Genomic DNA, 14,388 nt, shown 5'->3' with positions numbered 1-14,388 from the left:
ACTATCAAAATCTATATCTTTTCTATACTTATATCGATTTATAACGTTCACGATAACTAGCTGATTGGTATTAGTTGTAGATGTGCAACCATCATCGATTATTGACAGGATACCCATTATGACAAAAACAATTCTTGTCTACATAAGTGTAACGCTCGTGCTCCTGACATTGCTGCCCGGATGCAAACCTGCGCCGGAACAAGCTCAGGAAGTGGAAGTCATTGTGCAGAAAGTTCACACGTTTCCGCACCGCGGGTCAGTGAGTTTCGTGGGGCGATTGAATGCCTCGAGCGATGTAAAAATTCTTGCCAGGGTCAAAGCGAAAATCGAATCCATTAACTTTTCTGAAGGCAAGGAAATTGAAGCAGGTAGCATACTGTTTAAACTCAACGATGATGAGCTCCAGGCACAAAAAAAGCAAAGTGAAGCTCAGGTGGCCCGGGCGCAATCGGCGCTGACCGCCGCCGATAAAAATTTTCAGCGTGGCCAGGAGCTGGCACCGGATGGATATATTTCAAGCTCAGAACTGGATGACCTGGAAGCCAAGTTACTGGAGGCACAATCGGCGTTAGCTGCCGCCGAAGCACAACTTGATAATGCCAAAGTTGATTTGAGTTATGCCACCATTGAAGCTCCCATTTCCGGAAAAATCGGCCGCAGTATTTACAGTGTCGGCGATGTTGTCAGCCCCGAATCCGGCGAGCTGACCACGATAGTGGCTACCCATTTTATGGAAGTGCCGTTTTTTGTCAGTGAAAAGGTCTATTGGCGAATGGCGAAAAAATTTACCGAAGCGAAAGCCCGCTTGCCACGTGCCGAACGCCGCGAACAGGAGCGGGTCAAAATCGCCATAGAAAAAGACGACATTTATCCCCACGAAGGCAAGATTACATTTGTTTCCAATCGCGTCGATCCCAAAACCGGCACCATGGAAGTGCGAGCTACGATCCCCAATCCTGATGGCATTCTTAAGCCCGGGCAATACGTTAATGTCATTGTCGAAGAGCCGAAAGAGACCAACAAGGTGATGATACCGCAAACGGCAGTTCAGTCTGATCAACAAGGAGAGTTTGTGATGCTGGTCGATGATAAGCAAGTGGTTTCCCGACAAAATGTAAAGCTTGGCGAGCGTGTCGATATCATGGTTATTGTCAGCCAGGGGCTCGATATCGGCGATACTATCGTCATTAACGGTGTGCAACGAATCCGCAGTGGTCAAAAAATCAAGCCGGTTGAGGCCGATGCTCCTGTCGCTCCTCAGTCAGAGGACTGAGGATGTTTAGTCAAACCTTCATCAGACGACCTAAACTCGCCCTGGTTATCGCCATTGTCCTGAGTTTAATTGGGATTATCGCCGCTGCGATCCTGCCCATTTCTGAGTACCCATCCGTTGCCCCGCCGCAGGTGGTGGTTAGCGCCAATTACACTGGCGCCTCGGCATCTGTAGTTAAGGAGAAAGTTGCACAACCGATAGAAGAAGTGGTCAATGGTGTCGAAGGGATGATTTATATGTCCTCAAAAAGCGCCAATGATGGCAGCTATCGGCTGACGGTAACGTTTGCGGTGGGTACCGACACCGACCTGGCACTGGTTCGGGTTCAAAACCAGGTCGCGATGGCTGAACCGAAATTGCCCCAGGATATCCGCCTGGCGGGCATTACGGTAAAAAAACAATCACCGGACATGTTGTTCCTGGTCAATGTGTTCTCAGACAGTGATGAATTCGACCGGGTATTTATCTCAAACTACATCAAAATTAACTTGCTGAATCGCCTGAAGCGCGTCGACGGCGTGTCGGAAGCGATGATTATGGGGGAGGCCAATTACTCGATGCGTATCTGGCTCGATCCGCAGAAGATGGCGTCGTTGCGGGTAACCGCGAATGATATTCGCAGCGCCCTGCAGGAGCAGAATATTCAGGTTGCTGCCGGTAAGGTAGGGGCACCTCCCTATGAAGAAAATATTCAGACCCAATACACCTTGCAGGCCAAAGGCACCTTAAGTGAAGTCGATGAATTTGCGGATATTATCATCCGTTCACGTTCCGATGGCTCGTTTGTGTATCTAAAGGATGTCGCCGACATTGAGTTAGGCCAGGAGAATTATTCGGTGGTTACTCAGGTTGATGGTAAGCCCGCCAGTACCGTTGCCCTGTATCTGTTGCCGGGCGCGAATGCGCTGGCAACCGGTGAGAATGTTAAAACATTAATGTCACAACTGGCCGCGGATTTTCCTGAAGGGATCGATTATTCCATCGGTTACGATACAACACGTTATATCAGTACATCGATAAGCAAAGTGCAAACCTCCTTATACCAGGCGGTAGCGTTGGTGATAATCATCACCTTTGTCTTTCTCGGTAACTGGCGGGCGGCCATTGTCCCATCGATTGCCATTCCAGTCTCGTTAATTGCGTCATTTGGGATTTTATTGCTGGCTGATATGTCAATTAATACCATTACCTTGTTTGGCCTGATCCTCGCCATCGGCGTGGTGGTCGATGATGCCATTTTGGTGGTGGAAAATACGCAACGGCATTTGAGCGAGTCAAAGATGACTGCGGAACAGGCGGTTACCTTAACCATGCAGGAGGTGACCGGACCGATAATTGCCACCACCTTGGTATTGCTGGCGGTATTTGTTCCGGTCGCCTTATTACCGGGGCTCACCGGTATTATGTATCGACAATTCGCGGTGACCATTTGTGTGGCGGTATGTTTTAGTTCGTTAAACGCCCTGACCCTGAGCCCGGCACTTTGTCGGTTGCTGTTAAAAGCAGAAAACAAGGAATCTGGCTGGTACCGGGCCTTTAATCACTGGTTTGACAAAATTCGTCAGCGTTATTCCCAGGCGGTCGCCTATCTGGTTCGCAAGATTGTGGCGGTGTCGCTCGCTATGCTGGTATTGTTTGTCGCCCTCGGCTGGGGGTTCCTGCGCACCCCTACAGGCTTTGTTCCGGATGAAGATAAAGGCATTTTTATTGTCTCGGTGCAATTACCTGATGCCAGTTCTCTGGGGCGTACCCAGCAGGTTCTCGACAAACTCAGCGATGGCCTAGGCACAGATAAACGCATCGAAAGTGTCACTTCGGTATCCGGGTATTCCATTTTAAATTCGGCGGCGCAAAGCAATGCCGGTACCTTGTTTATTGTTCTTAAACACTGGGATCAGCGAGCCAGGGAAGAAGATGTAGTTTTTGCGGTGACCCAAAGCGTCAATGCGATGGCCTTTTCGCAAATCCCCGAAGCGCAGGTGGTGGCAATCGCGCCGCCGGCGGTACCGGGCATGGGGGCAGTAGGGGGACTGGAATTTATCGTCCAGGATTCTTTAGCGAGGCCTGCCAGTGACTTTGCCCAGGTTCTTAATGATTTTGTTGTTGAAGCCAATCAGGACCCTGCTCTTAGCAATGTGTACAGTACATTCAGAGCCAACGTACCGCAGTATTTAATTGATGTTGATCGGGTTAAGGCCAAGGCGCTGGGCATAAATATTGACAGTATATTTGCGACGCTACAGGCGCAACTCGGCTCACAATATGTGAATGACTTCACTAAATTCGGCCAGACTTACAAAGTGATCATGCAGGCTAAGCCTGATTATCGAGGCTCAGTGTCCGACCTGTTTATGTTATTTGTGCGCAATAATCGTGGTGAAATGATTCCGTTGAATACCTTTGCCACGGTCGAGCCGGTTCATGGCCCGGATATCAGTGACCGCTATAACCTCTATAACTCAGTAACGGTGCGCGCCGAACCCAGTCAGGGTTTTAGTTCCGGGGACGGAATTAAGGCAATGGAGAACGTCGCTGCCAATGTATTACCTTCTGGCTACCAGTCGGAATGGACCGGTATGACCTACCAGGAAATCGAAGCAGGTAATATGGCGATCTATGCCTACTCCCTGGCCCTGGTGTTCATTTATTTGTTCCTGGTTGGCCAGTATGAAAGCTGGTCGGTTCCGACCGCGATTATCCTGGTGGTACCGATGGCCATTGCCGGTGCCTTGCTGGCGCTTAATGTGATGGGGATTGCATTGAATTTATTTGCACAGGTTGGGCTTATTTTATTGATTGGTATGGCGGCAAAAAATGCCATCCTGATCGTCGAATTTGCTCGTCACCAGCGTGAGCAGGAAGGGCAAAGCATAGTTGATGCGGCTAGTATCGCTGCTAACCTGCGCTTTCGGGCGGTATGCATGACCGGTGTTTCTTTTATTGTTGGCATTTTGCCGTTGGTTATCGCCAGTGGTGCGGGTATGTTTAGCCAACGTTCCTTAGGGGTGACTGTGTTTGGAGGGATGTTTGTGGCGCTGGTTATCGGCACCATTATTATCCCTGTTTGTTATGTGATTGTTCAGACATTGCGGGAACGCGTCAAAGGACAGGCAACGCGGCAATAAAAAAAGCTTAACGCGAGGTTAACCGAGTTAAGCTAAAGGGTTAGGGAGTATCAACATCACAACCCCATATTTAGAGTGCCGGTGGTTGCATGACACTTACAGCAGATGACAGATTCTAGAGTAAATCAGGCAATTCCCGACTTAGGTATATTCTTCGATTTCGGTAATTTGCACGTCTTTACCGACGACCCTCACGATGCCTTCCACCCAAACATATTTATTCAGTTGCTTGGAACGATAGCGGACGATAAATTTGGCTTCGCGATTACCGAGAAACTCTGACGATACGTAGGTAACATCGGTACCGATACGAAATTTACTTTTATGGCCTTTTTGCAGGTAATCGATATATTCCTGACGATTGTAATTTAATACAAAGCCATAACCGTTGGAGCCCTGAGTCACAGTAACATTGACGTCCGGGGCGAGAATCTTCTGTAACAGCTCGACCGCTTCGGTTTTATGGAAATTGACAAACTGCTCAGCGATAGCAGTGATTTTTTCCTCGGTTAGCGAGGAGTTAGCTGACACAGAAAAAGGCAGTGTAAAAAGAAGAAGGCTGGCGCAAAGGAATTTTTTCATGGCTGTTTAACCTGTCCATTATCAATGTGCAATTATTCAACGACCTGATTTACTTACATTATCCGGTAAATCGTTGTCTGCACTGATTCTACATGGGGGCTAATCAGTTTTATAGCAATTGCGATTCAATGAATTCACAATTGATATTCACCATACCGCAAAAAATGTTGTTATCAAACACTTTTTTATCAAATAGCTGAATTATTTTTACAGAATATTCACAATTTCCGGGTTGTTTTGTTTAATTTTTGCTCGTTAAGTGATACTAATAAATTCAAGCAATTACGAATCCAGATTAACAATAAAATGTAGCAAGGAAACGATATGCGCATTGGAGTACCCAAAGAAACCCTGGCCGGGGAAAATCGCGTCGCGGTATCACCAAAATCTGTCGAAGCGATAGCCAAACTTGGCTATCAGGTTTGTGTGGAGGCAGGTGCCGGAGATAAAGCCAGTTTTAATGATGCGGCTTACCGGCAAGCCGGGGCGGAGATCACCGACCGGGAGCAGGCCCTGGCTTGTGATGTGGTATTGAAAGTTAATGCCCCGCAAGCAGACGAGGTTGCGCTGCTGACACCGCAAAGTTATTTAATCAGTTTCATTGCTCCGGCCCAACAGCAAGACTTGCTGCAGTCATTGGCTGAGCGAGAAATCAATACCCTGGCGATGGATATGGTGCCGCGGATGACCCGTTCGCAGTCTTTGGATGCGCTCAGTTCAATGGCAAATATTGCCGGTTATCGGGCAGTGGTGGAAGCTACCAATGAGTTTGGTCGTTTTCTCACCGGGCAAATTACCGCGGCAGGAAATATTGAACCGGCAAAAGTACTTATCATAGGTGCCGGTGTCGCAGGCCTAGCGGCAATAGGTACTGCTGGCAGCCTTGGTGCCATTGTGCGCGCTTTTGATACCCGCGAAGAAGTGAAAGAACAAATCGTCTCCATGGGTGCAGAGTTTCTGGAACTGGATTTTGAGGAAGATTCTGATTCTGCCGATGGTTATGCCAAAGAAATGAGTGCGGCATTTATCGAAGCGGAAATGGCATTGTTTGCCGAGCAGGCAAAGGATGTCGATATTATTATTACTACAGCGATGATCCCGGGTAAAAAAGCGCCGACGTTAATCACCAAAGACATGGTGGAGTCGATGAAACCTGGCAGCGTGATTGTCGATTTGGCGGCTCCCGGTGGTGGCAACTGTGAGCTAACTAAACCGGGAGAGTTGACGCTGCACCAACAGGTTAAGATTATTGGATACACCGATCTGGTTTCACGGTTACCTAATCAGTCAAGTCAACTGTACGCGAACAACCTTGCTAATCTGTTAAAACTTCTCACGCCAGAAAAAGATGGTCATTTGCAGCTCGACTTTGAGGATTCGGTGGTTCGTCATATGACGGTAATAAAAGAAGGAGAAATCACCTTTCCACCTCCTGCGATTAAGGTTTCAGCAGCACCCAAAGTAAAACCTGCTGTTGTCAAAGGCGATGCACCAGCGGCTGAGGAATCGAGTGAGTCGAACGCCCATCCGGCGAATAAACTGTTAATGCTGGGATTTGCAGTATTGATCTTCCTGTGGATTGCGGATGTGGCACCCCCTGAATTTTTATCCCACTTTACCGTATTTGTTTTATCCTGCGTGGTTGGCTACCACCTGGTATGGAATGTTACCCATGCCTTGCACACTCCGCTCATGAGCGTAACGAATGCTATCTCCGGAATCATTATTCTCGGGGCATTATTGCAAATAGGTTCAGGATCGCTACTGGTCGATGTATTGGCAGGCTTCGCCATACTGATAGCTACCGTGAATATCGCTGGCGGTTTCTTCGTGACCCAGCGGATGCTGAAAATGTTCCGTAAGTAAGGAGACTAAGATGTCTGAAGGAATGATTACCGCCGCTTATATCCTTGCCGCCCTGTGTTTTATTCTGAGTCTGGCCGGGCTTAGTAAACAGGAAACGGCCCAATCGGGTAACTGGTTTGGCATAACTGGCATGACGATTGCGCTGATTGCCACTCTGGCAGCAGCACAAACCTCAGCGCTATGGATAATCCTGGCCTGCATGCTGGTTGGTGCGATGATTGGCTTGCACCTGGCGAAAAAGGTTGAAATGACGCAGATGCCGGAACTGGTGGCGATTTTACACAGCTTTGTCGGATTGGCAGCGGTGCTGGTCGGTTATAACAGCTTTTTCGACCACACTTCGGGTCTACGTGGAGCCGAACTCAATATCCATTTGGTGGAAGTATTTCTCGGTATTTTTATCGGAGCAGTCACCTTTACCGGCTCGATAGTGGCCTTTGCGAAGCTACGGGGACTGGTCAATAGTGCGGCGCTGATGCTGCCACATCGCCATAAAATGAACCTGATCGCAGGTATTATTTGTTTCGCATTAATGATTTACTTCATTGTTGCCAAAGGCGCATTTGGTCCATTGTGGCTAATGACCATCATTGCCCTGGTATTTGGCTGGCATTTGGTGGCTTCTATCGGAGGTGCCGATATGCCGGTCGTGGTATCGATGCTCAATTCCTATTCTGGCTGGGCGGCGGCAGCTGCTGGATTTATGCTGGGTAATGATTTGCTGATTATTACCGGTGCCCTGGTGGGCTCCTCCGGTGCCATTTTATCTTATATCATGTGTAAAGCGATGAACCGCTCGTTCATCAGTGTTATTGCTGGTGGCTTTGGCACTGAGGTGATTGTCGATGGTGACACGGATTACGGTGATTACATCGAAACCACAGCACAGGCGGTCGCTGATAGCCTGAGTCAGGCCAAATCGGTGATCATTACCCCAGGTTACGGGATGGCGGTAGCACAGGCCCAATATCCGGTCTTTGAAATGACCCAGGCGCTTAAAGCTAAGGGTGTCAATGTTCGCTTTGCCATTCATCCGGTGGCAGGGCGCCTGCCAGGGCATATGAATGTATTGTTAGCCGAAGCCAAAGTTCCCTATGATATCGTACTGGGGATGGATGAAATCAACGACGACTTCAGTAAAACCGACGTGGTCCTGGTTATTGGCGCCAATGATACGGTAAATCCGGCGGCCAGCGAAGACCCGAATAGCCCGATTGCTGGCATGCCTGTTCTGAAGGTCTGGAATGCCCGGCAGGTAATCGTCTTTAAGCGATCGATGAATACGGGCTATGCAGGGGTGCAGAATCCCCTGTTTTTTAAAGAAAATACGCAAATGCTGTTTGGCGATGCGAAAGCGTCAGTGGATGCAATTAATCACGCACTGAGTTAAACCTAAAGTGCTCAAGAGCGAGGCCAATGTTCGTTTAGGATGTTGGCCTTTTTGCATTTATTTTATTGGTTTTAGCGTATACTGATAGCGACTCCAGTTGTTATACCAATCACATTAAGTTTGTGCACAACTCAGAGTTAGGGCAGAGGTTCAGTTACAACATAGATTTCATTGATATAGTCATTCTATATTAATGAAATCTAGGGCCGTAAATGGGCCTCTGATAAACTCCCTACGGGTGAGTTTTAAAGGCGTTTATCCTGCATTACTGATTTTGACAATGGAACGACCATTCTCTGCAATCAAAGCCTTGCCTAAACGCCTTTAAATTCTCACTGAGTGAGCAATAATTTAATGTGATTGGTATATTAGCAGACTGGGTATCTCGAAATAATTTTCATCAGTTGTAAGAACAGGATAAAAAATGAAGGTAGCCAAAGATACGGTAGTGCAGTTCCATTATGTGTTAAAAGATTCGGATGGCCAGGTGCTGGAAGATTCAAAAGGCGGCGATCCGTTAGCGTTACTGGTTGGTCATAACGCGATGATCAAGGGTGTAGAAGATGCACTTATCGATAAGGAGCAGGGTGAAAGTTTTAGTGTCACCGTTACTCCAGAAAACGGTTATGGCGAGTATTTACAAGAGGCGATACAACGAATCCCTGCCAAGCACCTGCAAGGAGCCAGCAATTGGAAGCCAGGTATGGTTGCGGTCGTCAATACCGAGCAGGGTCAACGTCAGGTGACTGTCGTTAAGGTGGGGAAATTTATGATCACGGTTGATACCAATCACCCACTTGCCGGTCAGACCCTGGAGTTTGATATCGATATTGTTGCCGTGCGTGAAGCGGATGAGCAGGAAATTTCCCATGGTCATGCCCATGGTGTTGGCGGTCACCAACATTAACGGCTAATTAGCTTACCGTAGTCAGGAAATTGCATGACAACAGAAAATCTAAGGGCCAGCGCTCTTAGATTTTTTTTTTGATTGTGATATTAATAGGTTACCTCTTTTCAAAGTAATCTTATTGATTGCCGGTTATTAAAAACGTTGTAAGGAAATCCGATGAAAACGAAAAATAATAATAAATATTCCTCTTTGCCGTATCTGGCGCTAACCGCGGCTTCAGCCGTCCTATTCAGTGCCAGTGCCTGGGCAGAAAGCATCAAAATTATTCATGCCGGAGAGTTGCTGGCAGTGCCAGGGAAAACGGTACAAAAACGCCAGTCGGTGGTGATCAAAGACAATAAAATCAGCGACATTGTTTCTGGCTATGTGTCCGGTAAAGATTATGGTGACAACGTTGAGATCATTGATTTGAAAACTGATTTTGTCATGCCTGGGCTAATGGACATGCACGTTCATATCCAGGGTGAATTAGGCCCGGATAATGCGAGGGAACGGTTACAGATGTCGGCTGAACTGGCAGGGATGCGCAGCGTTCACTTTGCCCGCAAGACCCTTGATGCCGGCTTTACCACAGTGCGCGATTTAGGGGCAGATCCACAGCAGCTTTATGCCCTGCGTGATGCGATTGCCAATGGCTGGGTGGACGGTCCGCGAATTATTGCTTCAGGTGGCGTGTCGGTCACCGGTGGCCATGGCGATATTGATGGCATGCGCCATGATTTAATGGATAAATACACCTCGAAAACCATTTGTGATGGCCCATTTGATTGTCGTCGAGCGACGCGACGGGCCATTAAGTTTGGCGCCGATGTCATTAAAATCACTTCTACCGGCGGGGTTTTATCGGACACCAATACCGGAACGGGTCAGCAAATGGCCGACGATGAATTGCGGGAAGTGGTGGAAGCGGCGCATGCCCTGGGACGTAAAGTGGCCAGTCACGCCCATGCCGCAGAGGGAATCAACGCTGCCCTTCGCGCCGGTGTCGATAGTATTGAACATGGCAGCTACGCCGATGAGGACAGCATTGAACTATTTTTAGATAACGACGCTTACCTGGTACCGACGCTACTGGCTGGCGATACGGTATTGAAAATGGCTCAGAACAGTGACTTCATGTCGCCAGCGATTAAAGCCAAAGCGGAACGTGTCGGAGCGGACATGTTAAAAAATTTCAGCAACGCTTATGAAGAGGGGGTAAAGATTGCATTTGGTACCGACTCTGGTGTTTCCAAACATGGTGATAATGCCCAGGAGGCGATTCTGATGCACCAGGCGGGGATGACGGAAATGGATATTATTAAGTCGGCAACCGTTAATGCTGCGCATTTGATTGATGCTTCCAATATGCTGGGCACCCTGGAAAAAGGCAAGTACGCAGACATTATTGCCGTTGATGACAACCCATTGCAGGATATTCGTCAATTACTGTCCGTTAAATTTGTTATGAAAGATGGCGTGGTACATAAAAACTAACCCTGGCAAATGGTTAACTGTGTGTTGCCGCCATTGGCGATGCAACACACATAATCAGGGGGGCCAGTTGAGTCATGTTAACGGCTAGCTTTCATCGCTCAATTGAAGAAGTTCCTCGCCAACAATGGCAGCGCTTATTCGCCGGACAATCATTATTCTGCCAATACGATTATTTATTATGCCTCGAGCGGGGGGGCTGCATTGACGGCGATAGCGGTTGGTTGAGCCATCACCTTGTAGTCCGCTTTGATCAACAAATCATTGCGGCGATGCCGCTCTATGTAAAAATGCACTCTTATGGCGAGTATATGTTCGACTGGAGTTGGGCGGCGGCCTATCAACAACGGCAACTGGATTACTACCCGAAACTGGTCTCTGCCATACCTTTTACCCCGGTAACCGGCGCGCGCCTGGCGTTATGTGCTGATTGCAACATTGCCGAAGACGAGTTACTTGCAAGCATCGCTAAGGTGTTGCGGCAACGCCTCGAGACATTGAAAGCCAGTAATCTACAGTGTCTTTTTATTGACCAGGAAACCTGTGAACAGCTAGCCAGGCATGGATTTGAGGCGCGTATCGATATTCAGTTCCAGTGGTTTAACCAAGGCTACGGGGACTTTGATGACTTTCTGGCGCGGCTGACTGCCCGCAAACGTAAAAATATTCGCAAAGAGCGTAACCAACTGGCCAGGGAAAATCTTGAATATAGCTGGATAGAAGGGGCGATGATTGAAGATAACGACTGGCAGTTTTTCTATCAGTGTTATCGCCAGACATACCTGAAGCGCTCTGGTCATCAGGGTTACCTGACTTTGGATTTTTTCAGGTTTTTGTCGCAGCAGTTACCCGGTGAATGTCGCCTGTTAATGGTCAGGCGTTCAGGAAAACCGGTCGCCAGTGCCTTGTTTTTTGTGCATCAACAAGCATTATTCGGCCGCTATTGGGGCGCTGTTGAGGATATTGTCGGGCTGCACTTTGAGGCCTGCTATTACCAGGGAATTGAATACTGCATTGCCAATCGCCTGCAGCGGTTCGATGCCGGGGTGCAGGGAGAGCATAAGCTTAACCGTGGTTTTATCGCCACTACCACGTATGGCAGTTATTTGCTGGCTGAGTCTGCGTTTAAACCGGCCATCATTGATGTTATTGCTCGTGAGAATGAACATCTGCAAAAACTGATGCAATCTGGAGTGCTAAACAGCGCCTATCGGCAGGGTTAGTTGCCAGTCCTATTGACAAACCTCCTATACTCAAAGGGTTTTTAATTTCGAGGCCCTGCAATGAAACGTCGTATCACCCGTATGAGTATCCATCAATACGCCCTGATGTCAGGCGCGCTGATGGCCGTGGCAATTCTGCCTGTTTTGATTCCGTTTATGTTATTTTCCATATGGGCGCCGGATTTGGAAAATCCCGATATGGCAGGGTTTAATGGCTGGGCGTTACTGGTTTTACCGGTTATCTACTTCATTTTCACTTACATCAGCGTCGCGGTTATGTGTATCATTTACAATCTGCTGGCACCATTGATTGGCGGCTTTGAATTCGACCTTAACGACCAATAGAGCGTGTTTGCAGACTCAATGATTGGCCCGGTAATTGGCGGTTATTGAACAAAGTTTGTCCAGCTAAGCTCAGCACGCTCTAATTGAGCAAGTAAATAAAGTAACGGTGTTTATAGTACTGGTCAATGACATCGTTAATAATTCCCAGCGTCGACCAGCCCATCACATCGTAATCCTGGCCGCCTTCGGTCAGGTGCACCACTGCCCGATAGTAATGATAATCATCGTTGTCAGGGGCACTTTTTAGCGACTCATTTTCCTCATCGGTTAGGTTAGGTCGCTGATTTCTTTGTCGGTACACGCCATAGATAAAGTCGGGTGAATCTTCTATTTTCACCGAGAGCTGCCAACCGTGTTCGGTGGCCGCCAGGGTGGACTCTTTGCCAAGCTTAGTCAGCTCCTGTTGAAGTTCTTCAAACGCCGGATGGACGGTATCCTGAATAAACTTATCGATGTTTTCTTTGCTCGGGTAGTGGTTAATCTTCGATAAACGTTCTCGCCAGGCTTTATTATCTGCACCAGTATGCGGTAAAGACGTCAGCAAGTAACTCTCCTGCTTAAAGCTCTCAACCCGCAATGCTTTTAATAATCCGCCCATCGACAACATCAACACAATAGTGAAGGGTAGGGCGCTGGCAATCGTCATCGTCTGCAATGAGTTCAATCCACCGGCGAGCAGTAATATACCGGCGACTAAACCCACGCATACGGCCCAGTAGATGCGCTGCCACACCGGTGTGTCATTGTTGCCGTAAGAGCATAACATATCGATAACCATCGCTCCGGAATCGCAACTGGTGACGAAAAATATCACAATCATCAACACGGTCAGGCCAGCAAGAAATTCCGAAAATGGGAAATGCTCAAGAAATACGAACAGGGCGACGGAAGTGTTTTCCGAGACCATGCGCACTAGATCATTGGCTTTACCACTTTGCACCATATCGATAGCGCTGTTTCCAAAAATGGTCATCCAGAACAGGGTGAATGCGGTGGGGATAAGCAATACCCCAACCACAAACTGGCGAATCGTTCTTCCCCTGGAGATCCGTGCTATAAATAAACCGACAAACGGTGCCCAAGCTAACCACCAGCCCCAGTAAAACAGGGTCCAGCCACCAATCCATTCGGTCTTTTTGTATGCATAAAGGTTAAAGGTGGAACGGACAATGTGGGATAGATAATCACCGATATTCTGCACGTAGGCGGACAGCAGGAATACCGTAGGTCCGAGGACAAACACCAGCAATAACAGCCCTAGGGCCAGGCCCATATTGGTTTCCGACAGGCGCTTAATGCCTTTATCCAGGCCGCTGACCACGGAGACAATAGCAAAGCCGATAATGATGGTCATTAAAATAATCTGATTGAGGTTATTGACCTCAATACCAAACAGGTAATGAAACCCGGAATTAACCTGGGATGCGCCCAGGCCCAGGGACGTAGCAACACCAAATACGGTACCTACTGCAGCAAAGATATCTACCAGATGCCCTGGCCAGCCGTATATTTTATTGCCAATGAATGGAAACAGAGCCGATCTTAAGGTTAAGGGTAGATTCAAGCGAAAGGCGAAATAGGCAAGAATCAAGGCAACCACCGCATAGATGGCCCAGGCGTGCAAGCCCCAGTGAAAAAACGTGGTTCGCATGGCCTCCCTGGCTGCGGCGACGGTCTCTGGTTGCGCATTGGGCGGGGAAGAATAATGCATAATGGGTTCAGCAACACTGAAAAACATCAGGCCAATACCCATGCCTGCAGCAAATAACATCGAAATCCATGACATCATCGAGTAAGCCGGTCTGGAATGATCCGGCCCGAGCCGGATATCACCGTATTGAGATACGCACAGGAAAATGACAAAAATCAGGATAACGGCGACACTGAGGATATAAAACCAGCTCGCATCAGCGATGATAAGCGCCTGCAGGCTGTTGAAATTGCTTTCGGCAGAGCGTGGCCAGATCACAGCGTAGGCCAACAAAATCAGAATCAGGGCAGACGAGCTGTAAAAAACCTTTTTGTTTAGCCCTTTAGGTTGACGTCTATTGAGCAAGCTTCACCTCCTACTAACCCTAACACCTTGATTCACATTGCCTTCGCCTGGAAGGACGCCATAAGTATAGACAAGGTTTAATTAACATGAGGGAAATTAACCGCCAGGCTATTGTCTGGCACCTGGATGATACGTATACTGTGTT

At 48.1% G+C, this 14,388-nt stretch carries 10 protein-coding genes; 8 read left to right on the top strand and 2 right to left on the bottom strand.

The annotated features are described in order from the left end of the window. Positions 1–118 precede the first annotated feature (118 nt). Entirely contained in the window at positions 119–1,273 is a 1,155-nt protein-coding gene (locus E8M12_RS11700; RefSeq protein ID WP_136736328.1) for an efflux RND transporter periplasmic adaptor subunit, read from the top strand. A gap of 2 nt (positions 1,274–1,275) precedes the next feature. Next, positions 1,276–4,398: an efflux RND transporter permease subunit gene (locus E8M12_RS11695; protein ID WP_136736327.1), complete on the top strand. Its 3,123-nt coding sequence runs from the start codon at positions 1,276–1,278 to the stop codon at positions 4,396–4,398. A 141-nt stretch (positions 4,399–4,539) separates the two neighbouring features. Here E8M12_RS11695 and E8M12_RS11690 read toward each other — a convergent pair whose 3' ends face one another. Beyond that, positions 4,540–4,980 carry a hypothetical protein gene (locus tag E8M12_RS11690; RefSeq protein WP_136736326.1) on the bottom strand — a complete coding sequence of 147 codons (441 nt, stop codon included), beginning with the start codon at positions 4,978–4,980 and terminating at the stop codon, positions 4,540–4,542. A 324-nt stretch (positions 4,981–5,304) separates the two neighbouring features. Here E8M12_RS11690 and E8M12_RS11685 point away from each other — a divergent pair, with 324 nt between their 5' ends. From E8M12_RS11685 to E8M12_RS11660, 6 genes are all read left to right on the top strand, one after another. Continuing rightward, positions 5,305–6,846 (top strand): Re/Si-specific NAD(P)(+) transhydrogenase subunit alpha, encoded by a 1,542-nt coding sequence (locus E8M12_RS11685; protein ID WP_136736325.1) that lies wholly within the window; start codon positions 5,305–5,307, stop codon positions 6,844–6,846. A 10-nt stretch (positions 6,847–6,856) separates the two neighbouring features. Then, positions 6,857–8,236 (top strand): Re/Si-specific NAD(P)(+) transhydrogenase subunit beta, encoded by a 1,380-nt coding sequence (gene pntB / locus E8M12_RS11680; protein WP_136736324.1) that lies wholly within the window; start codon positions 6,857–6,859, stop codon positions 8,234–8,236. A 424-nt stretch (positions 8,237–8,660) separates the two neighbouring features. Beyond that, positions 8,661–9,143: an FKBP-type peptidyl-prolyl cis-trans isomerase gene (locus tag E8M12_RS11675; protein WP_136736323.1), complete on the top strand. Its 483-nt coding sequence runs from the start codon at positions 8,661–8,663 to the stop codon at positions 9,141–9,143. 159 nt (positions 9,144–9,302) lie between these two features. Then, positions 9,303–10,622: a metal-dependent hydrolase family protein gene (locus tag E8M12_RS11670; RefSeq protein ID WP_136736322.1), complete on the top strand. Its 1,320-nt coding sequence runs from the start codon at positions 9,303–9,305 to the stop codon at positions 10,620–10,622. 74 nt (positions 10,623–10,696) lie between these two features. After that, positions 10,697–11,842, top strand: a complete 1,146-nt coding sequence (locus E8M12_RS11665; protein WP_136736321.1) for a GNAT family N-acetyltransferase — start codon at positions 10,697–10,699, stop codon at positions 11,840–11,842. A 60-nt stretch (positions 11,843–11,902) separates the two neighbouring features. Continuing rightward, a complete protein-coding gene (locus tag E8M12_RS11660; RefSeq protein ID WP_136736320.1) occupies positions 11,903–12,187 on the top strand; it encodes a hypothetical protein in 285 nt (94 codons plus the stop codon). Between the two features lie 79 nt (positions 12,188–12,266). Here E8M12_RS11660 and E8M12_RS11655 read toward each other — a convergent pair whose 3' ends face one another. Then, positions 12,267–14,243 carry a BCCT family transporter gene (locus E8M12_RS11655; RefSeq protein WP_136736319.1) on the bottom strand — a complete coding sequence of 659 codons (1,977 nt, stop codon included), beginning with the start codon at positions 14,241–14,243 and terminating at the stop codon, positions 12,267–12,269. Between the last annotated feature and the right edge of the window lie 145 nt (positions 14,244–14,388).

The organism is Thalassotalea mangrovi (genome assembly GCF_005116735.1).
In the GTDB taxonomy this organism is placed as follows: Bacteria; Pseudomonadota; Gammaproteobacteria; order Enterobacterales; family Alteromonadaceae; genus Thalassotalea_A; species Thalassotalea_A mangrovi.
Note: the sequence above shows the minus strand (reverse complement) of the source record. Positions and strands in the feature narration are given on the sequence as shown.